Here is a 22424-nt window from a genome sequence, read left to right on the forward strand (position 1 = left end):
AAGATCCCCCCGCAGGCAGGCTCAGGCCTGTCCTCGATTGAGCATCTCGAGACCGACCTTGCCGGCGGCCACTTCACGCAGCGCGATCACCGTGGGCTTGTCCCTGTCGTGCGGATCGAGTTCGATCTGCGGCGTGCTGCCGATGGTCAGTTGGCGCGCGCGATAGGTGGCGGCGAGCGTGAGCTGGAAGCGGTTCGGAATCTTCTTCAGGCAGTCTTCGACGGTGATGCGGGCCATGTTCAATCCTGTTCGAGAAAGTCGAAATAATGCGGGAGACGTGCATGCTGGGTGCCGTAACGCAGCCTCGCGGCACGCACGACGGCAACCAGATCTTCGAGTGCAATCTGCAACTCGTTGTTAATTATAACGTAATCAAACTCTGACACATGGCGCATCTCGCCCCGCGCCGCCAGCAGCCTGCGGTTGATGACGTCGTCACTGTCGGTGTTGCGTCCGCGCAGCCGCCTTTCGAGTTCCTCGAGCGAGGGCGGCAGGATGAAGACGCCCACCGCATCGGGAAAGACCTTGCGCACCTGCTGCGCACCCTGCCAGTCGATCTCGAGCAGGGTGTCGCGCCCGGCGGCGATCTGCTCCTTCAGCCAGACCTTGGAAGTGGCGTAATAATTCCCGTGGACCTCGGCCCATTCCAGGAATTCGCCGCGGTCGCGCAGCGTGCGGAAGGTCGGAATATCCACGAAATGGTATTCGCGCCCGTCCTCCTCCCCCGGCCGCGGCGGACGCGTGGTGTAGGAGATCGACAACTGCACGCGCTCATCGCGCTGCAGCAGACCACGCACCAGTGTGGTCTTGCCGGCACCGGAGGGCGCGGTGACGACGAACAGGGTTCCGGGCATGTCTGGCCTTTTTACTCGATGTTCCCCTGAAGCACAGAACTCGCTGCAACAGGTTGATTTCCATGGGCGATTTTGCCGGGAGGCCACCATTTCCCCTACGATTTACCCCACAGCGTGTCTGGGCTGTCGCGGGACGGGATGGACGCTGACGAGGCGGGCGGGCCGGCGCAGGCACGTGCTTTGGATTCTATCAGCCGGTTGGTGGGTTGCGAGGAGTCGGGTTCCCAGACGGCAAGCATCCTTGCGGCAAATCCACGCGAACCCGGAACAGGCAGCGAAACAGCGCGACTATGTCATCCGTGGACAACGGGGTGTCGGCAAGCAGCCCGGCTTCGGGCAGGCGATGCCATGGGCTTCGAGCAGTTCGACCAGACGTGCGTTTTCGGCGCGCAGGCGGGCGTCTCCAAATCCACGGTCTGCGCGCACTATCCGAGCAAGGAAGCGCTGTTCGCCGCGATGGTCGAGTCCGAGTGCGCGGCGATGATGGAGGCCATCAAGCGGATCGCGTTACGTCCCGGCAGGCTCGCGGAGACGCTGACCGAACTGGCGTGCACCTATCTGGATATCGTGCTGTCGCCGGACGGGCCGGCGTTCTATCGCGTCGTGATCACCGAGGCGCCGCGCATGCCGGAGCTGGGCCAGGACTTGCCTACTCTTCAATGGACTCGTGCGTGCCAGCCGCACCCTGGCGCCAATAGCCGGCGGCCTTGATCCAGGTCTTCGGTCCGCCGCGCGCAACGAACGCCGGCCGTACCCGGCGCATGGCCAGGGTTTCGCCGGCCGCCCAGAAGAACGCATCGCCCGGCGGCAGAGAAAGCGCCTCGACGGCCGCGGCCAGCCGGGCACCGGCCGATTGCGCATCGCCGCGCAGCCACTGGATCTGCACGTCGGCCTGCGAGGTGAAAGGCAGCGTCTCGTCCTGTTCTGCGGTATCGACGATCACGAAGGCGCCCGCTCCCGCCGGCAGCTCCTCCAGTCGCCGCGAGATCGCGGGCCATGCGGTGGTGTCGCCGACCAGCACGTTGACGGCGAAGTCGGGCGGAATCACGATCGACCCGCGGGGGCCGCCCAGCGACAGCTTCTGACCGGCGTCGGCCTGCGCCGCCCAGGTGGCGGCGGGGCCATGGCCATGCAGCACGAACTCGATATCCAGTTCCTGCCGCTGCGCATCGAAGCGGCGGGGCGTGTAGTCGCGCATGGCCGGCGCGGCATCGGGATTGGCGGGGTCTTTGAAGAACAGTTTCACATGGTCGTCGAAGCCCAGGCTGGTGAAACCGGCCAATTCCGGTCCGCCGAGGGTCACGCGCAGGAAGTGAGGTGACAGACGCTGCGTCCTCACCACGGTCGACTCGCGCATCACCAACTCGTAGCGTACACGCCGGATTTCATGCAATCCGCTCATGGCGAATCTCCTTTCTTTCGTTGTCGGGCAAGCCGCCTTCGCGGTTGCGCCCGAAGGGGCTGAACGGCTCGAATTCATCGGCGGATGTCCGCAGAGGGCCCGAACCTTCGATGGGCTCGAGCGTACCCCAGCCACCAGCGAGGCGCTGGCGAGAACAACCATCAATCAGGCCCGGCGCCCGGATCCTGGCGCGCATGCTCCCCAAGGGTGTGGCCGGCATCACCGGCGGGCCAGCCGCCCCCCAGGGTCTTGAACAAGGTGGCCAGGGCGACCTGCCGCTGGGTGCCGACCTCGATGAAGCTCAGTTCGTTGGCCAGCGCGTTGCGCTGAGCATCCAGATAGCGCAGATGGCTGTCCACGCCGGCACGCCAGCGCGCCTCCGACAAGCGCAGCGCTTCCCGGCTGCTGTTCGCCAGCGCGCGCCGTGCCGCTTCCTCCCGGCGCAGGGTATCGGTGGCAGCCAGGGCATCGGCGACCTCGCGGAAGGCGGCCTGGACGGTCTGCTCGTAGGCGGCCACGGCGATGTCCTTCCTGAGCGTGGCCAGGTCCAGGTTGGCGCGGTTGCGCCCGCCGTCGAAGAGCGGCAAGGTGATCTGAGGCGCGAACGACCAGGCGCGCTGGCCGCCCTCGAACAGGTCCGACAGTTCCGCGCTGGCGCTGCCGAACAGCCCGGTCAGCGAGATGCGCGGGAAGAAGGCTGCACGTGCCGCGCCGATGCTGGCGTTGCGCGCCCGCAGCCGGTGCTCGGCGGCGCGGATGTCGGGGCGCTGGGCCAGCAGCCCGGAGGGCGTGCCGGCGGCGATATCCTGCACCAGTACGGTATCCGCGGCCAGTTGTGCCGCCGGATAGGGACGCAAATCCTCCACCCCGGTCAACAGAACAAGCGCATTGCCGGCCTGGCGAAGTTCGCGGGTGATACGCTCCAGCTCCGCCCGGGCCTGCTCGGCCAGCCCCAGGGCTTCCTGGTGGTCGAGTGCGGTGGCCGTCCCGGCGCTGCGGCGCAGGGCGGTCAATCGCAGCGAGGCTTCCCGTGATTGCAGGGTCTGCTCGGTCAAGCGGTAACGCCGCTGGGCGCCGTCGCGCGCCAGGTAGGCATGGATGACTTCGGCGACCAGGCTGATCCGCGTGCCGAGGGCGGCTTCTTCAGTCGCCAGGTATTCCTCCAAGGCCGCTTCCGACAGGTTGCGCACGCGGCCGAACAAGTCCAGTTCGAAGGCGGCCAGGCCCACGCCGGCCTGGTAGCGGCTCTGAATCTGCGCCTCGCCGGTACCCGCCAGGTCGTCCGGGACACGCTGGCGCGTGCCGTCGCCCCGTACCTCCAGCCCCGGCAGACGGTCGGCGCGCTGGACGCGATACATCGCCCGCGCCGCCTCGACGTCGAGCAAGGTCTGGCGCAGATCGCGGTTGTTGGCCAGTGCCAGGTCGATCAGCTCGCGCAAGTCTTTGTCGGTGACGAAGGTCTGCCAGTCGAGGACGGCGGCCGAGGATGCCGGCGCGGCACTGCCGGCGGCAGGCGGTGCCGCCTCCCACTGGGCGGGAATGGGCGCCGCGGGGCGTTCGTGGATGGGCGCCAGCGAGCAGCCGGCCAGGGCGAGGCTCGCGCCGCACACGGCCAGCCTGAGGCCCCTGCGGGAACCATGAGGAAAGGTTTTCATCGAGCTCACTCCTCGGCCGCGCGGGGCGCGGGCAATGCAGAGGTTTCCTTGCGCTTGGACCGCGACAGCACCCAGACAAAGAAGATCGGCACGAGGATCACGCCGAGTGTGGTGGCGGTCAGCATGCCGCCGATCACGCCGATGCCGATGGCGTGCTGGCTGGCCGCGCCGGCGCCGGTGGCGATGGCCAGCGGCACCACGCCGAGGATGAAGGCCAGCGAGGTCATGATGATGGGACGGAAGCGCAGCCGCGCCGCCTGGATCGCCGCATCGGCCAGCGCGAGCCCCTCTTCGCGCAGACTCTTGGCGAATTCGACGATCAGGATGGCGTTCTTCGCCGCCAGCCCGATGATGGTGATCAGGCCAACCTTGAAGTACACATCGTTGGGCATGCCCAGCAGCGTCACCGCCAGTACCGAGCCGAGCGCGCCGATGGGCACGATCAGCATCACCGAGGCCGGGATGGACCAGCTCTCGTACAGCGCCACCAGCAGCAGGAACACCACCAGGAACGACAGCGCCAGCAGCATCGGCGCCTGCGCGCCGGCCGCCTTTTCCTGGTAGGACAGGCCGGTCCATTCGTAGCCGATGCCCTCCGGCAGTTCGGCGACGATCTTTTCCAGTTCGGCCATCGCCTCGCCGGTACTGTGCCCGGGCGCGGCGTCGCCGCTGATCTTGAACGCCGGGTAGCCGTTGTAGCGGGAGATCTGCACCGGGCCGGTTTCCCACTTCGTGCTGGCGAATGCGCCCAGCGGTACCTGTTCGCCGCGGGCATTGGGCACATACAGTCGCAGGATGCTCTCCGGCGTCATGCGGTCCTTGACGTCGGCCTGCACCACCACACGCTGCAAGCGGCCGACGTTGGCGAAGTCGGCGACGGTGGCCGAGCCGTAGGCGGTGGACAGCGCGGTGCTGATCGCGCCAAAGCCCACGCCCAGCGCCTCGGCCTTCTCGCGGTCGATGTCCAGGCGCAGTTGCGGCGCGTCCTCCAGCCCTTCCATCATCGCGTAGGCGATGACTGGAGACGTGCTGGCCTTGTGCAGCAGTTGGCCACGAGCGGCGACCAGCGTATCGCGTCCCACGCCGCCGCGATCCTGCAGACGCAGAGAGAAACCGCTGGCATTGCCCATGCCGTCGATGGGCGGCGGGTCCACCGCCATGACGCGGGCCTGGGTCATGCCGCCGAAGCGGGCGTTGAACGCGATCACCTCGTCGGCGGCGCTTCGATTGCGCTCGGACCAATCCCTCAGCGTCGGGAAGCCCAGACCTGCGTTCTGGCCCGTGCCGGAGAAGCTGAAACCCATGATCATCGTGCTGGCCCGATTCGTGTCGCGGCCGAGCATGTAGCTTTCCAGTTCGTCCACCACCGCGCGGGTGCGCGTGTAGCTCGCGCCTGGCGGCAACTGGATATCGACGATGTAATAGCCCTGATCCTCGATCGGCACGAAGGATTCCGGCAGGCGCGCGTACAGGAAACCCAGCACCACCACGATGAGCGCATAGATCGCCATGTAGCGCCCGCTGCGGCGCAGCAGCCGCGAGTTCAGCCACTCGAAGCGTTCGGTGAGCGCCGCGAAGCGGCGGTTGAACCAGCCGAAGAAGCCCTTCTTCTCGTCGTGATGGCCCTTGGGGATCGGCTTGAGCAGCGTGGCGCACAATGCCGGCGTCAGAGTCAGCGCCAGGAAGCCGGAGAACAGGATGGACACCGCCAGCGACAGCGAAAACTGCTGGTAGATCACACCGACCGAACCGCTCATGAAGGCCAGCGGCAGGAACACCGCGGTCAGCACCAGGGTGATGCCGACGATCGCGCCGGACACCTGGCCCATCGCCTTGACCGTGGCTTCGTGCGGCGGCAGGCCTTCCTCCGACATGATGCGCTCGACGTTCTCGACCACCACGATGGCATCGTCGACCAGGATGCCGATGGCCAGCACCATGCCGAACATGGTCATCATGTTCACCGAGAACCCGAGCGCGTACATCACTGCCAAGGTGCCGGCCAGGCACACGGGCACGACGATGGAGGGAATCAGCGTGTAGCGGAAGTTCTGCAGGAACAGGAACATCACCAGGAACACCAGCAGCACGGCTTCGGCCAGGGTCTGGATCACTTTCTTGATGGCGACGTCGACGAAGCGCGAGGTGTCGTAGGGCACCGAATACTCGATGTCGGCGGGGAAACTCGCCGACAATTCGTCCAACCGCTTCTTCACCGCCTCGGCCGTCTGCAGCGCGTTGGCGCCCGGACGCAGTTGCACCGCCGCGCCGACCGCCTTCCTGCCGCTGTCGAGCAACTCGAAGTTGTAGTCCTGGCGGCCGACCTCCAGGCGGGCGACGTCGGACAGGATCACCTTCGAGCCGTCGGCATTGGCGCGCAGCACGATGCGCCCGAACTCCTCCGGCGTATCGAGCATGCCCTTCACCACGATGGTCGCACTCAGTTCCTGGTCGGCGGCACCCGGCCGGCCGCCGAAGCTGCCGGCCGGCACCTGCACGTTCTGCGCGGCGATGGCGGCGTTGACGTCGGCCACCGACAGGCCGTAGCCGATCAGCTTCTGCGGATCGACCCATACCCGCATGGCCGCCTCGGCACCAAAGAACTGCACCTTGCCGACGCCATCCACCCGGCGGATCTCATTGTTGACGTTGCGCGCGGCGAAGTCGGCCAGGCCGACCACGTCCTTGCCGGAATCGTCGCCCTTGTAGGTCAGCGAATAGATCATCAGGAAACCGGCGCTGGCCTGCTCGATCTGCAAGCCCTGCTGGATCACCGGGGCCGGCAGCCGCGCCTCGGCCTTCTTGATGCGGTTCTGCACGTCCACCTGCGCCAGATCCGGATCGGTGCCGGGAGCAAAGGTGACGGAGATCTCGCCGATGCCGGCCGAGCTGCTGGACGACTCGTAGTACAACAGGCCCTTGGCGCCGTTGAGCTCTTCCTCGATGACGCTGGTCACCGATTCGACCACGGTCTGCGCCGAAGCCCCCGGATAGACCGCCCAGATCGAGATTTGCGGCGGCGCCACGGTCGGATACTGGGAAACGGGCAGCGAAGGCAGCGCCAGCAACCCTGCCAGGACGATGAAGATCGCGATCACCCAGGCGAAGTTCGGGCGGTCGATGAAGAATTTGGAAAGCATGTCGTGTCCTCGGAAGCGGTGCCGCGATGTCCGCGCGCGTCAGTCGCGCGCCGCGCCGGCAGCGGGTTCGGCTTCGGGCTTTCCATCCTTCGAGGTGGCGCGCGCCACGATGCTGACCTTGTCGCCCGGATTGGCCTGACCATCGACCACCACCCGGTCGCCGGGAGCCAGCCCCTCCAGGACGTGCCACGCAGTACCGTGTGTTGCGCCGGTCACCACCGGCCGCACTTCGATGCGGTCATCCCGGCCAACCGCCAAGACCTGCGACTTGCCATCGGTGCCGCGCTTGATCGCCCGCTGCGGGACCAGGATCGCCTTGGGGTCGGTGCTTTGACCGACATGCACGCGCACATACATGCCCGGCAGCAACAGGCCATCCGGGTTGTCGAACTGCCCGCGCAGCGAGATCTGCCCGGTGTTGCGATCGACGGTGATGTCGGAAAACAGCAGGCGCCCCTCGCGCCGCTGGCCGGTGCCATCGATCGTGACCGAGATCGGCGCGCCCTTGTCCGGCTCCTGCGTCAGCCGGCCGGCCGCCAGCGCATCGCGCAGGCGCAGCACATCCGCGACGGGCTGCTTGAAGTCGGCGTAGACCCGGTCGATCTGCTGGATCGTCGCCAGCGCCGTGGTCTCGCCCTGGCCGACCAGCGCCCCCTCCGTGACCTGGGCCCGGCCGATGCGCCCGGAGATCGGCGCCACCACCGTGGCATAGCCCAGGTTCAGGCGCGCGGTTTCGACTTCCGCCAACGCCGACTGGCGGGCGGCCTGCGCACTCTTGAAAGTGGCCTGCGCGGCGTCGAAATCCTGCTGGCTGACCGCCTCGACCGCCACCAGCGGCCCATAGCGCCGCACTACGGCCTGGGCGTCGGCCAATGCGGCCTCGGCGCGCGCCAGTTCGCCCTGGGCGCGCGACAGCGCGGCCTTGAATGGCGCCGGGTCGATCTGGAACAACACCTGGCCGGCCTTGACGTCCGCGCCTTCGGTGAAGTTGCGGCTGAGCACGATGCCGGCCACGCGGGCGCGCACCTCAGCCACCCGGAAAGGCTCGATGCGGCCGGGCAGTTCACTCGACAGCGCCAGCGGCTGCGCCTCGACGGTGATCGCTTCGACCGGCAGGGAGGAGGACGTCTCCGGTCCGGAAGCGCTCTGCTTCTGGCCGCATCCAGCGGCCAACCCCGCCGCAACGAGCATGAGCAGGGGCAGTTGCCGCGTTCTTAGACTCTTCATCGGGAAGACCTTCCAGGGCATGTTTCACAAAGGAATTGGATGATACGACAACGATTCGAAAAAATCATTTCTGATTCACTAGACCCAAAATAAAACCTTCACGAAGGTTTGAGCCCGACATCCGCCAGAACCTGCCTCATCGTGCATTTCTGGTCCTTACATGGTTCAATATCGCCCCCTTCCGCCGAATTGGAACCAAGCGAGTTGAGATGACGACTTTGGCACTGAGACGGAAGACAGGCGGATCCTGTCTTCCCTGGCACTGGCGCTCGTCGATCACCCCCGCGCCTCCCTGCAGGAACTCGCCCGCGCCATCGGGATCAGCAAGACCACGCTGTACCGCTTCTGCCGGACCCGCGAGCAACTGATCGAACGGCTGATGGGCCACTGCACCGAGGTTTTCAGCAGGGCCATCGAAACGGCGGAGCTGGAAACCGCCCCCGTACCGGAGGCGCTCAGCCGCCTGATCGCCAACAACGTGGAGCACCGGGAATTGACCGCATTCGTGATGTATTACTGGAAAGAAGCATCGTGGAATCCGGACACGGAGGCAGGCTGGGACGCCGCCCTGGACAGGTTCTTCCTGCGCGGTCAGCAGGAAGGCTTTTTCCGCATCGACATCCCCGCGCCCGCGCTCTCCGAACTCTGGGTATCCACGGTGGTTGGCCTGGTGGACGCCGAGCGCCGCGGCCGGGTGGCCAGGAGCGGTCTGGCAACGCTGGTGGAACGCGCCTTCCTCTGCGGCGCCCGCGCCGGATGAGGCAAGCGGGGCGGATGCACCGTCGTCCATGTCGCCGCCCCCGGCCTCGCCTGGCCATCGGCGCGTATCGCGCTCTGCACCGGACCGGGATGCGCATCGGGGGCATCTGCCTTGCACGGCGAACTGATGGCCTTCGAGTTCATGGCCGTATTCGGCGCACAAGGCCTTGGCCAGCAAGTCGATACGCTCATCGGCGATCCGCCGTTGTTCGCCACATTGGCTGCAGACCAGGGCAGATTGGGCAAACGCTTCGCGATCCGCCATGACGTACAGCGCATACAGCGGCTTGCCGCCGTATGGATGTACTTGCCTGATGAGCTTGGCCCCCTCGAACTGCTTGAGGGTGGTATAGATCGACGGTTGCGCCACCCCGGAACCAAAGCGCAGCAGTGCGCGCTGGATATCGGCAACGCCGATCGGCGCGGCGGCTTCCTCCATCGCCTTCAACACGGCCAGCCGAGGCACCGTGACCCTCAGGCCGACCCGACGCAATTTGTCGCTGACGCGCCACGTTTCTGCAGGGCTGAAAAGTGCTCTGTCCATCCGTTCCGCCGCGCAGCGCGCGGACGCATCGCTCAGGGGTTCCGGGAAGCCAAGGCCCGGGCGAACTGGTCGAGGGTCTTTTCCAGCATCGCGGGACCGCCGGCGGCCAGATACCAGTCACGGCCATCCAGGTGCACGACCCGCCGGGCCTGCCAGGCCTTGCTGCGGGTGACGGTGCCGTTCGCCGCGAGGATGGCGCCGGCATCGGTGCGCTCGCCGAATGCGGCACTGCGGTCGATCACCAGCAGCCAGTCCGGTTCGCGCTGCAATACGCCGTCGATGCGTTGCGCTTCTTCCTCGGCCCATTTCTTCATCTCCGCGGCCATGCGGGCTTCAGCGGCCCGGGCCTCGGGCGAACCGGGCGCCGGCCCGGGGCCGCTGGCGCGGCGCGGGATGTAGGGCGGCGGCGCCTCGGCGGCGGAAACCGATGGTGGCAGTCCCAACAGCTCATAGACCACGCCGAAACGGGTTTGCGGATACTGCACCGACAGACTGTCGCCGAATCCGAACAGCAGCAGCCCGCTGCCCGCTTTCGCCGCCTTGCCACGCAACCGGCGCACCTGCCCCAGCAGTTTCTCCGCCACGGCGCCGGCCTGCCGCTCGCGGTCGAGGATGCGGCCCAGGGTCAGGATGTTGTGCGTTACCGAAGGCATGAAGGCCGCGTCCTCGACCGTCATATCGAGGGTCGGCGCAATGGCGCCGAGCGCCTCCAGCTTGCCCGCCGTGCGGCTGCCGACGATGATGAGATCCGGTTTGAGCCTTTTCAGCGCTTCCATGTCGGGCTCGAACAGGTCGCCCACCGGCGCGTACGCGGAGACATTGAAGCGCTTCAGGTGCTCGGGCCAGTACTTTTCTTCCAGCCCGGGCACGCCTGCCACCGCCGCTTCTGCACCGATGGCCTGCAGGATGTCCAGCACGCCCAAGTCGAGCACGGCGACGCGGCGGGGGATCTGCTCGATCACGGCTTCGCCCTGGGCATGCTGGAAAACACGCGCCGGCACGGCGTCGGCTGGCGCCGCCCGTGCCGCACCGGCACTGATGCCGGCGACGAGGGCCAGACCTGCCAAGCGGTACAAGATGGATGGCCAGGCTGATATTTGCATGGGGTTTCCTCTGGTGGCGGCGGGTGGTACCGCGGCACCCTGCAGACGGTGCCGCCGTATGCCGATGGTCAGATCGAGACGTTCAGCCCCAGGTAGAAGCTGCGGCCGGGTTCGTTGTAGGTGTTGGCCCCTCTGCCGGTGCGCTGCAACTGCTTGTCGAAGAGGTTCTTCACCCCGGCGTTGACGCGGAAGGTCTTGTTGAGCTGGTAGTTCAGGCCCAGGTTGACCAGCGTGTAGGCATCGCGGCTGTCGGTGACCGCCGCAGCCGAGCCGGTCTGCAGGCTGGCGGTGCGCGCCTCGATCTCGCCGTAGCGGGTAACGCCCAGGTTCGCGTTCAACGCCCCGCTGACCTGCCAGTCCAGCCAGGTATTGAGGGTGTAGTCGGGCACCAGCGACAGGGGTTGGCCCCGGTCGTCCTCCGACTTGCTCATGTAGGTGAAGTTGCTCGACCACTCCAGCGTCCTGGCAAGCGGCACGGTGAGGTTGCCTTCCCAGCCGGCAATGGTCGCCGGGCCGCTGTTTTCCCAGCGCTGGATCACGTTGGTCACGGGGCCCCACGGACCCGTGCCGCCGTCCACCGTGGCCAGGATGACGCGGCCGGCGCCGATGCGGTTCTTGTAGCGGTTGTGGAAGTAGGTCAGTAAGCGCTCCACGAACCCCATCCTTCCCCGAGCCCGCTACGCCGTGATCAACTGCTCAGCCTTGAGATTCCAGGGCAGGAGGGCCTCGAAATGTTCGACGGTGGTCGCAGCGGGCAAGGCGCGCAGCACGTGGCGCAGCCACAGATACGGCTCGAAGCCGTTGGCTTTGGCGGTTTCGACCAGCGAGTAGAGCAGCGCGCTGGCGCGCGCCCCGGCTTGGGTGTCCGAGAAGAGCCACGCCTTCCTCCCAATGACGAAGGGACGGATGGCATTCTCGGCCGGGTTGTTGTCGATCGGCAGATCGCCGCGCTCGAGGTACCGGATCAGGCGCGGCCACTGCCGATGCAGGTAGCCCAGCGCACCGCCGAGCACCGAGGTGGGCGGCACGGTGGGGAGCGCTTGATCGAGCCAGCGGCGCAGTTCGTCGATGACGGCGCGGCTTCTGCTCTGGCGTAGCACCAGGCGCTCGGCGTCATTGAGTCCGCGTGCGTCCTTCTCGATGGCGTAGAGCTTGCTGATCAGGGCCAGGGCTTCGTGGGCCCGGCCGCGCTTACCGGCGGGCAGCACCTTGCCGGCGTCGACGAAACGACGCCTCGCATGCACCCAGCAGCCGAGCCGGGTCACCCCTTCGGTGAAGGAGATCGCGCCGTAGCTCTCGAGCCCGTCGGCCATCAGATGCCCCTTCCAGCCTTCGAGCAGGCGTAAGGGCACCGCCTGCGCGCGGCTCGGATCGTACTCGAAGAGGACCACCGGCTTACCCGGCGGGCCGCCGCGCTGCACCCACATCTGGCTCTTGCTCGTGGCTGCCCGGCCAGGCTCCTTGAGCACCTGCACCGGGGTCTCGTCCATGTGGATGACGTCGTGCCCGAGCAGCACGTCGCGCATCAGGTTGGCGAGCGGCTGCAGCGCCCGGGCGGTGCCGATCACCCAGCGGGCCAGGGTCTGACGCGGCACGAGCACGCCCGCGCGAGCGAGCACGTACTCGAAACGCGCCAGCGGCAGCCCATCGACGTACTTGGTGACGAGCAGCATCGCCAGGAGGTCGTTGCTGGCGTTGCTCTTGGGCAGCACCTGCGCTGGGGCGCGGGCGGTGACCGGCGCCTGGTCGCCCTGGGGGCAGCCGTAGCGCTTGCGGATATGGCGCAGCACACGCACCTGCATCGGGACGATGTCGAGCTGTTCGCTGACGTCCTGGCCGATCTCGACCATGGGTGTGCCGCAGGCGCAGGTGCGCTCGGCTTCGGGGACGTCGTGGACGACGTCGATGCGCGGCAGCTCGACCGGCAAGGGCTTGCGCTTGCCGCGCGCCTTCTTCTTGCCGGTGTCGGCGGGCGTCTCCCCCGTCGTCTCGGTGGCCGGCGGCGGCAAGGTTGCGGTGTCGCCCGCCTCGGGCGCGGACTCGACCAGCGCCTCGGCCTCGTCGAAGAGCCACCCCTGGCCCGCGTGCGATTCGCTGCTGGGCCCGAACATGCGCCGACGCGCCAGACGCAATTGCTCGTAGAGCTCGAGGATGCGTGCCTCGAAGGCTTTGTGCAGTTCCGCCTCCCGCGCATCGAAGGCTCTTTGGCGTTCAAGCTCGCGGGCATCGAACGCTTTCTGAAGTGCGGCCTGCCGGGCATCAATGGCTTGCTGGAATGCGGCCTCCCGGGCCTCGAGGGCTGCCTGTCGTTCGGCTTCACGCGCCTCGAAGGCACGCTGCTGCGCCAGCAGCAAGACCTTGAGTGCAGTCGGATCGTCGGGCAACTGCGCGGGGAGGACGGATGCGCACACGCCAACGGCGGAGTTCGAGAGCGGGTCGGCGGGGCGGTGCGGCATGCCGCAATTATACCCGATTATGCTACGTAACTGATTGGTATTGCAGTGTTTTATGTGGCCTGGCCGCCCACAGATCAAAGCCCTCGAGCAACCATTCGAGCTCCTTCATCGTGAGTACGCAGGGGGGCTCACCGGCCTCGGTCGAAGGCCAGGCGAAACGCTCGGCTTCCAGCCGCTTGTACCAGAGGCAGAAGCCATTTCGGTGCCAGTACAGCGCCTTGAGCTTGTCGCGGCGGCGGTTGATGAACAGATACAGCGCGTCGCCGAACGGGTTCAGCCCCAGCTCCTGCTCGACCAGCGCCGACAGCCCGCCGATGGACTTGCGGAAGTCGATCGCCGGCCGGTACAGATACACCGCGCCGATCGAATGCCCCGGGTGCATCAGCGCCCCCGCTCGGCAAGGGCTGCCGACAGCGCGGCGAGCCAGTCGACGCCCGGCAGTGTCGCGCACTCGAGCCGCAACTGTGCATCGATCACCACCGTGCAGCCCGCGCGGGCCGCCATCGAGGGTTCGATCTGGATCGGGACGAATCCGCCAAGCTTGGCGCGGCTACCACGGCCACCGGCTACCAGGCGCTTGCGCCACTGATAGAGCGCCTGTGGCGACAGCCCTTCGCGCTCGGCGTACGCCTTTGTGGTAATGCCCTCGGCTTCGATTGCCGACAGGTGCGACAACCAGAACGTACTGCGCTCCGACATGCTCGTGCTCACTGAAAAAACGGAAGCCAAAGCATGCCGGCTCACCCGGGACTACATAAGGATGGGGTTCGTGGAGCGCTTACGTAGGTCAGGCCGGCCGCCCAGCCGGTGTCGTTCCGGAAGGCGAGGCCGATTTCCTTGTTGATGCTGATTTCCGGGTCCAGATCGGGGTTGCCGAGGATGTAGCACGGCCCCACCATTGCCCAGCACCCGTTGCCGCGGCTGTTGTAGACGTAGTTGGGGTTGAGCTGGTACAGGTTGGGCGCCTTGTAGGCGCGCGCGATGCCGCCCTTGAGGGTGAGCTGGCGGTCGATCTGGTACGCGGCGTTCAGGCTCGGGCTGGTGTTGTCGCCGAACTCGCTGTGGTGGTCGAAGCGCAGGCCGGGCGTGAGGATCAGCCTGTCGCCGACGTAGAGGTTGTCTTCCACGTACACGCCGAACAGCCGTGCCTTGGCGTGGGTGGAGCGCTCCGCCGCATTCACCGGAATGCCGCCGAAGTGGGTGCCGGCGGGCAGGTCCATGGCGATGGAGCCGGGGTCGTCCATGGATTCGCGGCGGAATTCGGCTCCCGCGGTCAGCACCTGGTCGAGGCCCAGCCTCAGCGGAATATGGAACTCCGACTTGGCGTTGAAGTTGTTCAGGCGGGTTTCGTTCCAGTGGCGGTCCGCGCCGGTCTGGATGGTGCCTTCGACCGCGCCGCCCAGCCCTTCGCCGAGACGCCGGTTGTCGGTGCGCTCGTACTGGAGGTAGCTCTCCGAGGTGCCGAAGGCATAGCGGCCGAAGTGGGTGATCGATGCGGCCTTGCGGGTCAGGCGATTGGTTTCCTTGCCGATCAGCGCCGAATAGTCGTTGTCGATGCGGCTTGGATCGTCCGTGTCGGCAAAGATGTAGCTGTGGAGCGAATCGCCGGCGAACTTGTTGCCCTGGCGGCTCCAGGACGCATCGAAGTCGATGCGGTGCTCGGCGTTCAGGCGCCAGCTCAGGCGGCCGCTGAGGTCGCGATTCTTGACGCCCTCGCGGCCGGCATAGGAGGAGAAGGCCCGGCCGTCGAAGGCCGGATCGGGGTTGACGCTGCTCTTGTCGTTGTCGGTGACGCTGTAGTTGCCGTAGAGACGGTAGGACAACGCCTCGTTGATCGGACCGGCGGCCAGCACGTTGACGCGCTGGGTATCGCCCTCGTCGGCGTCTTCCGGAATGTTCGTGTAGAGGTTGAGGTTGAAGGTCCGCTCGGTGGGGGCCTTGGTGCGGATATTGACCACGCCGCCGGCGGCGCCGGAGCCGTAGCGCGCCGCGGCCGGGCCGCGCAGTACCTCGATGCTCTCGATGGCCTCTGCCGGCACCCAGTTGCTGTCGCCGCGCGTGTCGCGCTCACCGCCCACGCCGTAGCGCACCGAGTTGCGCGACAGCACCGGCTTGCCGTCGATCAGGATCAGCGTGTTTTCCGGCCCCATGCCGCGGATGTCGATCTGCCGGTTGTTGCCGCGCGCGCCGGTGGAGGTGTTGCCGGTGAGGTTGACGCCGGGCTGGCGGCGGACGATTTCCGAGACGTCGTTGGTGACCGGCGTGCGCTCGATCTGCTCCGCCGTGATGGTGGAGACGCCGGGCGCCTGCTTGATCTGCTCACCGGCGGCGATCACCTTGACTTCCTTCAGGGTTACGACTCCCTCGGTGTTCCCGGCCGGGCTGGAATCCTGCGCCCAGGCCGCGTTGATCGCGGCGCCGAGCAGGCAGGGCATGAACAGACTGGCAGGCGCCAGCCGACGGTTTCTCGCCATTGCATTGCACTCCTGATTGTCAAGAACAGCCTGCGGACAGACAGCCACCCGGCAGGTATCCGGGAATACCTGTCCGCCCGGGAGCGTTTGTCGGAATCGTTGGCTGAATCATCGAGGAATGACTTTGGCTATCTGGTTACGACCGTCGTGTTTCCGCTGGCGCTGGAAATACCCCTCTCCGTACGGGATGCCGGCGCCCTTTCAGCAGCGCGCGGCGATTTCCGGCACGGGAACGGCGAGTTTATGGATTGGCACTTTCGAAGTGTGAATGATGATTATTCGCATTTCGAACACGCAATCGGCGTCGTCCGCCGCACCTCCGGGGCGTGGCCGGGCGACTTGCCGGCGGCCGGATCGGAGACGGGTTCTAGCGGACCACCGCCCGGGCAAGCACCTCGACGAACCACATCACCACGGGATCACGGCGGCTGCGTTCGTGCCAGTACAGCCAGTAGTCGAACGCACCGAGTTCGACCGGTGCCGGCCGCGTGGCCAGTTGCAGGCCCAGGGACAGCCTGCGCAGCGAGCGGACCGGGCCGACCAGGATGGCGTCGGTTCTTTGCAGCAGCGGCAAGGCGGAGACCAGGTAGGGCAGACGCGCGGCGACCCTGCGCGGCCGCTCCGACGTGCGCAGATGGGGCGCCAGCGGATCGATGTCCACCGCATGCACGGAGAGCATGATGTGCGGCCAGTCGAGCAGTTCGTCGAAGGACAGCGGCGCGTCAAGACCGGCCGCGGCCAGGGGGTGGCCGGCGCGGAAGATGCAGCACAGACCGTCGCGGAACAGATGCCGTTCATGGACCCGGCCGGGGTCGGAATCCCAGCCGCTGACCACGACATCGACGGCGCCGCTGCTCAACTGGTTGAGGTTTTCCGGGCTGAGTTCGCAGATGTCCACATACAGCTCCGGTGCCTGCGCCAGGATGTCCGGCAGGGCCGGTTCGATCACGGACAGCACGCCGTAGTCGGTGGAAGCCAGGCGGATGTGCCCCGCAATCACGTCCCCGGCAGTCCCGTCCCCGGCGCCGCCGCCCCGGCCGCGCAGGATGCCGCGCGTGGCCGCCAGCCAGTGGTACAGCGGTTCGCGCAGCGCCTCGGCGCGCCGGGTCGGCGTCATGCCGGCATTGGTCTTGACCAGCAGCGGGTCGCCGAAGGTCTTGCGCAGCGCCTCCAGCGCCCGGCTGACGCTGGGCTGGCTGATGCCGAGCTGCAGCGCGCTGCGGGTCACGCTGCGCGTTTCCAGCAGCGTCACCAGCACGCGCAGTTGATTCAGGTCGACGTCGTCGAGCTTGTTCGTCATCCGTTTCAGCCCTCTCCGTCGAAGGCCGGGTCGGCCAGATGCGGCGCCACGTCCGCCAGCGGCAGGCTCAGCGTCGCGCACAGGCCGCCGCCGGCGCGGTTGGCAAAACGCAGGGTGCCACCGTGGCTGTGCAGCGCCCGCCGGGCGATGGCCAGCCCCAGGCCGTAGCCCGCCCGCGCCTCGCCGGCACGCAGGCGCACGAACGGCTCCGCCATGCGTTCGCGGTCTTCGTCGGGCACGCCGGGCCCGCGATCCGCCACTTCCACGATGACCCTGTGCGCGGCGGCGTCCAGGTCCAGCCGGACGTCGACGCGGCCGCCCGCGGTGGAATGCTGGACGGCATTGCGCACCACGTTTTCCAGCGCCCGCCGGATGAGTTCGGCATCGCCCTGGACCAAGGCCGGGGATGCGCCGCGGGCCTGGCATTCGATGGCGATGTCCTTGGCGCCGGCTTCGAAGCGGGCATCGGCCACCACCGCGTCCGCCAGCTCGCGCATGTCGAAATAGGAGTCCAGTTCCGCCGCGCCGCTCTCGCGCCGCGACAGTGACAGCAACTCCCCGACCAGCTTGTCCAGGCGCGCCACCTCCGCCTCGATGCGGGCGAGCGGCGGCGCGCTGCCCTCCCCCCGTCCTTCCTGCCGGCCAGCGCCACGGCCAGATTCAGCCGGGCCAGCGGCGAGCGCAGTTCATGGCTGACGTCATGGAGCAACTGGTCGCGGGCGGCGACCAGTTGCTGCAGGCGTTCGGCCATGCGGTCGAAGTCCTGGGCCAGATCGGCGATCTCGTCGCGCCGGCGGCCGATGCCGGGCTGCAGGCGGGTGTTCAACTGGCCGCCGGCAAGCTTGCGAAACCCCCGCCGCAGCAGTTCGATGGGGCGGGTCAGGTACCAGGCCAGGGCGGCGCTGAAGAGCAGCCCGCCAAGGCCGGCGGGAATCGCCCACTCCAGCGGCAGATAGAACCACGAATAGCCGTGATCGCGGTGCGCGTCGCGCCATTTCTCCGCCGGCATCGTGTAGCTCAACCGCCAGACGCGGGCATCCGGGTCGGTCGCCTCGACGCTGACGACCCCGCTGCCGTCCGGCGGCCGCTCCGCGGCCCCCGCCTCGGCCACGGACAGGCGGTTCCATTCGTGGTCGTCCCAGCCGCGCGAGACTTCCTCCAGCCTGGCGATGCCGCCGGCCTCGATGGCCAGCCGGGCGGCCGTCAACTGGTAGGGCGCGACGATCTGCGCCACCGACCAGTCGTAGGACTCGCGCTCGCCCCACAGCACCGCGTAGGCCATCCACACCCCTTGCAGCATGCACAGGATGGTCAGCCAGAAGCCGAGCAGGATCTTCCAGAACAGGCGCGAGCGCATTTCAGTCATCCATTGCGCTGTGCGCTACCCGCAACCGCTGAAACGGGCGCCCACGCCCTCTCCCGCGAGGCAAGGGGCTTGCGCACCGTGCAGGCGCGGGGCGTTTCATTTCAGCCGTCCTCCGCGATGCGGTAGCCGACGCCGCGCACCGTCTCGATGCCGAACGCGCCGCCGCGGCCCTGCAGCTTCTGGCGGATGTTGCTGATATGTACGTCCAGGCTGCGGTCGTAGGGCTCGCGCCGCCGGCCCAGCGCCTGCAGCGACAGATCGTCCTTCGACACCACCGCGCCCCCGGCGCGCAGCAGGGCTTCCAGCACGTTGAATTCGGAAGCGGTCAGATCGACCGGCATCCCCTGCCAGTGCACCTTGCGGATGCCGGGCGTGAGCACCAGGCCCCGCACGGCATACCGCAAGGGTCGGGCCGCGTTGCGGATCACGGGCTGGCGGCGTAGCACGGCCCGCACGCGGGCGACCAGTTCGCGTGGATCGTAGGGCTTGGGCACGTAGTCGTCCGCGCCCATTTCCAGCCCGACCACGCGGTCCAGATTGTCGCCGCGCGCGGTCAGCATGATCACGGGGATGTCGCTGCGCCGGCGGATCTCGCGCAGCGCGTCGAGGCCGTTGAGCGACGGCATCATGATGTCCAGGATGACTGCGTCGTAGTGTCCGGACAGCGCGACGGCGACGCCCTCGCGGCCGTCGCCGACGGCGGTCGCGGCAAAGCCTTCCGCCTGCAGGTAGGCGCCCAGCATCTCGCACAGTCCCGCATCGTCGTCCACCAGTAGCAGCCGCAAGCGCACGCCCTCTTTCCACATGGCCACATTTCCGATGGCCGAATCCTACCGCCGCGCGCGGCGATCCCGCGCGCCCCGGCCGGGACATTTACGCAATCCTGACACTCCGTTTTCGCGGCGCTGTCACCATGCCCGCGCCGGGCGCGCTTCAATGGCGGACAGTGCATTCCCGCCGCGTTGGACGCGGCAAGACCATGAAAAAAGCATTCTTCGGCATCCTGCTGATCGCCCTGGCCGCCGCCGCGGCCGTTTTCGTCGCCCGCCAGCGCGCCGCGGACGAACCGCCGGTCTTCATCACCGCCGAGGCCGTCACCGGCCCCATCGAGCACACCGTGCTGGCCAGCGGCGCGCTCGAACCGGCCCGGCTGGTGACCGTGGGCGCACGCGCTTCCGGCCAGGTGGTGAAGCTGCACGTGAAGATGGGGGAGCGCGTACGGGCCGGGCAACTCATCGCCGAGATCGACTCGCAGCCGCAGCGCAACACGCTCAGCAACGCCGAGGCCGCGCTGCAGAGCGCCAAGGCCCAGCGCACCGCGCGCCAGGTCAACCTGCGGCAGGCCGAGCGGGTTTACCTGCGCCAGCGCAATCTGTTCCAGGCCGACGCCGCCTCGCGCGACGCCTTCGAAACCGCGGAGGCCGCGCGCGATGCGCTGGTGGCGGAGATCGCCGCACTGGATGCGCAGATCCGCCAGGCCGCCGCCGCGGTGGAAACGGCGCGCACCGACCTGGGCTACACCCGCATCGTCGCCCCCATCGACGGCGTGGTGGTGGCCGTGGTCACCGAGGAAGGGCGCACCGTCAACGCCTTCCAGTCTGCGCCGGCGATCGTGATGCTGGCGCAACTGGACGTGATGCGGGTCAAGGCGGAAATCTCCGAGGCCGACGTGACCCGCGTCAGGCCGGGCCAGCCGGTGTGGTTCACCGTGCTCGGCGAACCGGGCAAGCGCTACCGCGCCACCTTGCAGGCCGTGGAACCCGCGCCGGCCGCCATCGTCGCCAAGGCCGAGCAGGGCGGCGTGGCCAGCGCCAGCCAAAGCTCGGCGGCGAGCAAGACCGCGGTGTACTACAACGGCCTGTTCGAACTGCCCAATCCGGACGGCGAACTGCGCCCGCTGATGACCGCCCAGGTGCACATCCTGCTGGCCGAGGTGGCCGACGCCCTGAACATCCCGGTGGCGGCGCTGGCCGAAAGCCGCTTCGACGGCGTCAATAGCGTGAGGGTGGTCGATGCGCAGGGCCGCGCGGCCCCGCGCCGGATCGAGACCGGCCTCAACAACGGCCTGCGGGTGCAGGTGCTGTCCGGCCTGCGGGCGGGCGAGCGGGTGGTGGTCGGCGATGCCGCCGGGGCCACGCCGGGCGGCTCGAACTGGGGAAACTGAGCATGGACGAACCCCTGATCCGCATCGACGCGCTGTGGCGCGAATTCGCCGCCGGCGACCAGCGCGTGGCCGCGCTCAAGGACGTGTCACTGGACATCCGGGCCGGCGAGATGGTGGCCATCGTCGGCGCCTCCGGCTCCGGCAAGTCGACGCTGATGAACATCCTCGGCTGCCTGGACCGCCCCAGCCGCGGCGGCTACCGGCTGGCCGGACGTTCGGTGCCGGACCTGCCCCCCGACGAACTGGCGAAGCTGCGCCGCGAGCATTTCGGCTTCATCTTCCAGCGCTATCACCTGCTGCCGGACCTGAGCGCACAGGCCAACGTGGAAACCCCCGCGCTGTATGCCGGCACGCCGGCCGCGCAGCGCCACGCCCGCGCCCGCGAACTGCTGGCGCGGCTGGGCCTGGCGGCGCGCGGCGGCCACCGGCCGGGCCAGCTTTCCGGCGGGCAGCAGCAGCGCGTGTCGATCGCCCGCGCGCTGATCAACGGCGGCCAGGTGATCCTCGCCGACGAGCCGACCGGCGCGCTGGACCGCCACAGCGGGCAGGAGGTCATGCAGATCCTGCGCGAACTGCACCAGGCCGGCCACACCGTGGTGCTGGTCACCCACGACATGCAGGTGGCCCGGCACGCCGGGCGCATCATCGAGTTGGCCGACGGCGAGGTGATCGCCGACCGCCTCAACACCGCTACGGCCGCCACGGCGGCCGCGGTGCCCGCGCCGCCCCCCGCCGCCCCCGCGCCGCCGCACCCGGCGACGCCCTGGCGTGCCGCCAGGGATCGCGGGCTGGAGGCGCTGCGCATGGCCCTGCTGGCCATGTCCGCGCACCGCCTGCGCAGCTTCCTGACCATGCTCGGCATCATCATCGGCGTGGCCTCCGTCGCCTCGGTGGTGGCGGTGGGCGAAGGCTCGCGCCGGCAGGTGCTGGCCCGGATCGACCAGCTCGGCACCAGCACCATCGAAGTCTGGGCCGGGCGCAACTGGGGCGATACCGACGCCGAACGCCAGATCGCGCTGCGCCCGCAGGACGCCGCGGCGCTGGCCGGCGAGGCGTATCTGGCCGGCGCCTCGCCGGTGTTGCAGACCTCCTTGCAGGTGCGCCATGGCAACGTCTCGGCCACCGCCAACCTGACCGGGGTGAACGAACGGTATTTCGGCATTCTCGGCCTGCGGCTGGCGGCCGGCGCGCCCTTCGGCGCCGACGCGGTGGCGCGCCGCGCCCAGGACGTGGTGATCGACCCGGCGGCGCGCAAGACCCTGTTCCCCGGCGGGGAAGATCCGATCGGCCAGGTCATCATGCTGGGCGGCGTGCCCGCCCGGGTGGTCGGCGTGGCCGCGCCCAGTGCGGCGCTGAACCGCTGGCCGGGCGGGCGCAACCCGGCGATCTTCGCCCCCTACACCACGGTCGGCGACCGCATCACCGGGCAGACCCGCCTGGACAGCATCGTCGTGCGCGTACGGGAAGGCGTCTCGGCCGCCGCCGCCGAGCACGCGGTGCTGCACCTGCTGGCCCTGCGCCGCGGCAACGATGAGGTGTTCGTGCAGAACGCCGACGGCGTGCGCCAGGCCGCGGAAGCCACCTCGGCGACGCTGACGCTGCTGATCTCGACCATCGCGCTGATCTCGCTGCTGGTCGGCGGCATCGGCGTGATGAACATCATGCTGGTGTCGGTGAGCGAGCGCACCGGCGAAATCGGCGTGCGCATGGCGGTGGGCGCGCGTCGCGGCGACATCCTGCTGCAGTTCCTCATCGAAGCGGTGCTGGTGTGCCTGATCGGCGGCGCCCTCGGCATCGCCCTGTCGTTCGCCACCGGCTGGCTGCTGGACGCCTTCTCCAGTTCGCTCAAGCTGGTCTACAGCGTGCCCGCCATCGCCGCCGCCTTCGCCAGTTCGCTGCTGGTGGGCATGGTGTTCGGCTACCTGCCGGCACGCAACGCCGCCCGCCTCGATCCCGTCGTGGCGCTGGCGCGGGAGTGAT

At 68.2% G+C, this 22424-nt stretch carries 19 protein-coding genes and 1 pseudogene; 3 read left to right on the forward strand and 17 right to left on the reverse strand.

Translation table 11 applies throughout. The features are described from left to right. Positions 1–21: 21 nt before the first annotated feature. On the reverse strand, positions 22–237 hold the full coding sequence (gene rpoZ, locus CCZ27_RS19110; protein WP_096450841.1) for a DNA-directed RNA polymerase subunit omega: 216 nt from the start codon (positions 235–237) through the stop codon (positions 22–24). Between the two features lie 2 nt (positions 238–239). Further along, positions 240–854 (reverse strand): guanylate kinase, encoded by a 615-nt coding sequence (gene gmk / locus CCZ27_RS19115; protein ID WP_096450843.1) that lies wholly within the window; start codon positions 852–854, stop codon positions 240–242. A gap of 348 nt (positions 855–1202) precedes the next feature. Between gmk and CCZ27_RS19120 the strand changes: the two genes are divergently transcribed. After that, a complete protein-coding gene (locus CCZ27_RS19120) occupies positions 1203–1565 on the forward strand; it encodes a TetR/AcrR family transcriptional regulator (protein ID WP_096450845.1) in 363 nt (120 codons plus the stop codon). Here CCZ27_RS19120 and CCZ27_RS19125 read toward each other — a convergent pair. From CCZ27_RS19125 to CCZ27_RS19200, 15 genes and pseudogenes are all read right to left on the reverse strand, one after another. Next, complete coding sequence (locus CCZ27_RS19125) at positions 1504–2256, reverse strand: siderophore-interacting protein (protein WP_096450847.1); 753 nt, start codon at positions 2254–2256, stop codon at positions 1504–1506. The two genes, CCZ27_RS19120 and CCZ27_RS19125, sit on opposite strands and share 62 nt — an antisense overlap. A gap of 161 nt (positions 2257–2417) precedes the next feature. Next, the gene (locus CCZ27_RS19130) at positions 2418–3911 is read right to left on the reverse strand and encodes an efflux transporter outer membrane subunit (protein ID WP_096450849.1); all 1494 of its coding nucleotides are present in this window, start codon (positions 3909–3911) and stop codon (positions 2418–2420) included. Between the two features lie 5 nt (positions 3912–3916). Beyond that, positions 3917–7051: a multidrug efflux RND transporter permease subunit gene (locus CCZ27_RS19135; protein ID WP_096450851.1), complete on the reverse strand. Its 3135-nt coding sequence runs from the start codon at positions 7049–7051 to the stop codon at positions 3917–3919. A gap of 39 nt (positions 7052–7090) precedes the next feature. Then, positions 7091–8278, reverse strand: a complete 1188-nt coding sequence (locus CCZ27_RS19140; protein ID WP_096452786.1) for an efflux RND transporter periplasmic adaptor subunit — start codon at positions 8276–8278, stop codon at positions 7091–7093. A gap of 136 nt (positions 8279–8414) precedes the next feature. After that, positions 8415–9581, reverse strand: a complete 1167-nt coding sequence (locus CCZ27_RS24405) for a Fur family transcriptional regulator (protein ID WP_157748634.1) — start codon at positions 9579–9581, stop codon at positions 8415–8417. Positions 9582–9613: 32 nt separating this feature from the next. After that, a complete protein-coding gene (locus CCZ27_RS19155; protein ID WP_157748635.1) occupies positions 9614–10543 on the reverse strand; it encodes an ABC transporter substrate-binding protein in 930 nt (309 codons plus the stop codon). A 209-nt stretch (positions 10544–10752) separates the two neighbouring features. Then, positions 10753–11337 carry a TonB-dependent receptor domain-containing protein gene (locus tag CCZ27_RS19160; RefSeq protein ID WP_157748636.1) on the reverse strand — a complete coding sequence of 195 codons (585 nt, stop codon included), beginning with the start codon at positions 11335–11337 and terminating at the stop codon, positions 10753–10755. 24 nt (positions 11338–11361) lie between these two features. Continuing rightward, positions 11362–13140: an IS66 family transposase gene (gene tnpC / locus CCZ27_RS19165; RefSeq protein ID WP_096449805.1), complete on the reverse strand. Its 1779-nt coding sequence runs from the start codon at positions 13138–13140 to the stop codon at positions 11362–11364. A 22-nt stretch (positions 13141–13162) separates the two neighbouring features. Then, positions 13163–13522, reverse strand: a complete 360-nt coding sequence (tnpB, locus tag CCZ27_RS19170; RefSeq protein ID WP_096449807.1) for an IS66 family insertion sequence element accessory protein TnpB — start codon at positions 13520–13522, stop codon at positions 13163–13165. Then, positions 13522–13839: an IS66 family insertion sequence element accessory protein TnpA gene (gene tnpA / locus CCZ27_RS19175; RefSeq protein WP_096449809.1), complete on the reverse strand. Its 318-nt coding sequence runs from the start codon at positions 13837–13839 to the stop codon at positions 13522–13524. The genes tnpB and tnpA overlap by 1 nt, the downstream gene beginning before the upstream one ends. A gap of 41 nt (positions 13840–13880) precedes the next feature. Next, on the reverse strand, positions 13881–15614 hold the full coding sequence (locus CCZ27_RS19180) for a FepA family TonB-dependent siderophore receptor (RefSeq protein ID WP_198363188.1): 1734 nt from the start codon (positions 15612–15614) through the stop codon (positions 13881–13883). 367 nt (positions 15615–15981) lie between these two features. Then, positions 15982–16914, reverse strand: coding sequence for a LysR family transcriptional regulator (locus CCZ27_RS19185; protein ID WP_096450859.1), 933 nt, complete (start codon positions 16912–16914; stop codon positions 15982–15984). 5 nt (positions 16915–16919) lie between these two features. Further along, a complete protein-coding gene (locus tag CCZ27_RS24060; RefSeq protein ID WP_096450861.1) occupies positions 16920–17498 on the reverse strand; it encodes a sensor histidine kinase in 579 nt (192 codons plus the stop codon). A gap of 206 nt (positions 17499–17704) precedes the next feature. Then, positions 17705–18280: pseudogene (locus CCZ27_RS24780) on the reverse strand (hypothetical protein); the annotation flags it as partial. A 101-nt stretch (positions 18281–18381) separates the two neighbouring features. Continuing rightward, positions 18382–19086 carry a response regulator transcription factor gene (locus CCZ27_RS19200; protein WP_232516467.1) on the reverse strand — a complete coding sequence of 235 codons (705 nt, stop codon included), beginning with the start codon at positions 19084–19086 and terminating at the stop codon, positions 18382–18384. Between the two features lie 173 nt (positions 19087–19259). On the opposite strand from CCZ27_RS19200, the gene CCZ27_RS19205 reads away from it, so the two are divergent. Next, positions 19260–20444 (forward strand): efflux RND transporter periplasmic adaptor subunit, encoded by a 1185-nt coding sequence (locus CCZ27_RS19205; RefSeq protein ID WP_096450863.1) that lies wholly within the window; start codon positions 19260–19262, stop codon positions 20442–20444. Between the two features lie 2 nt (positions 20445–20446). Beyond that, positions 20447–22423, forward strand: coding sequence for a MacB family efflux pump subunit (locus CCZ27_RS19210; RefSeq protein ID WP_096450865.1), 1977 nt, complete (start codon positions 20447–20449; stop codon positions 22421–22423). The last annotated feature ends 1 nt before the right edge of the window (position 22424 follow it).

This window comes from Thauera sp. K11, from assembly GCF_002354895.1.
GTDB lineage: Bacteria > Pseudomonadota > Gammaproteobacteria > Burkholderiales > Rhodocyclaceae > Thauera > Thauera sinica.

Coding starts and splice junctions, on each gene's coding strand:
- rpoZ (WP_096450841.1), bottom strand. CDS start 237: ATGGCCCGCATCACCGTCGAAGACTGCCTGAAGAAGATTCCGAACCGC.
- gmk (WP_096450843.1), bottom strand. CDS start 854: ATGCCCGGAACCCTGTTCGTCGTCACCGCGCCCTCCGGTGCCGGCAAG.
- CCZ27_RS19120 (WP_096450845.1), top strand. CDS start 1,203: ATGGGCTTCGAGCAGTTCGACCAGACGTGCGTTTTCGGCGCGCAGGCG.
- CCZ27_RS19125 (WP_096450847.1), bottom strand. CDS start 2,256: ATGAGCGGATTGCATGAAATCCGGCGTGTACGCTACGAGTTGGTGATG.
- CCZ27_RS19130 (WP_096450849.1), bottom strand. CDS start 3,911: ATGAAAACCTTTCCTCATGGTTCCCGCAGGGGCCTCAGGCTGGCCGTG.
- CCZ27_RS19135 (WP_096450851.1), bottom strand. CDS start 7,051: ATGCTTTCCAAATTCTTCATCGACCGCCCGAACTTCGCCTGGGTGATC.
- CCZ27_RS19140 (WP_096452786.1), bottom strand. CDS start 8,278: ATGAAGAGTCTAAGAACGCGGCAACTGCCCCTGCTCATGCTCGTTGCG.
- CCZ27_RS24405 (WP_157748634.1), bottom strand. CDS start 9,581: ATGGACAGAGCACTTTTCAGCCCTGCAGAAACGTGGCGCGTCAGCGAC.
- tnpC (WP_096449805.1), bottom strand. CDS start 13,140: ATGCCGCACCGCCCCGCCGACCCGCTCTCGAACTCCGCCGTTGGCGTG.
- tnpB (WP_096449807.1), bottom strand. CDS start 13,522: ATGCACCCGGGGCATTCGATCGGCGCGGTGTATCTGTACCGGCCGGCG.
- tnpA (WP_096449809.1), bottom strand. CDS start 13,839: ATGTCGGAGCGCAGTACGTTCTGGTTGTCGCACCTGTCGGCAATCGAA.
- CCZ27_RS19180 (WP_198363188.1), bottom strand. CDS start 15,614: ATGGCGAGAAACCGTCGGCTGGCGCCTGCCAGTCTGTTCATGCCCTGC.
- CCZ27_RS19185 (WP_096450859.1), bottom strand. CDS start 16,914: ATGACGAACAAGCTCGACGACGTCGACCTGAATCAACTGCGCGTGCTG.
- CCZ27_RS19200 (WP_232516467.1), bottom strand. CDS start 19,086: ATGTGGAAAGAGGGCGTGCGCTTGCGGCTGCTACTGGTGGACGACGAT.
- CCZ27_RS19205 (WP_096450863.1), top strand. CDS start 19,260: ATGAAAAAAGCATTCTTCGGCATCCTGCTGATCGCCCTGGCCGCCGCC.
- CCZ27_RS19210 (WP_096450865.1), top strand. CDS start 20,447: ATGGACGAACCCCTGATCCGCATCGACGCGCTGTGGCGCGAATTCGCC.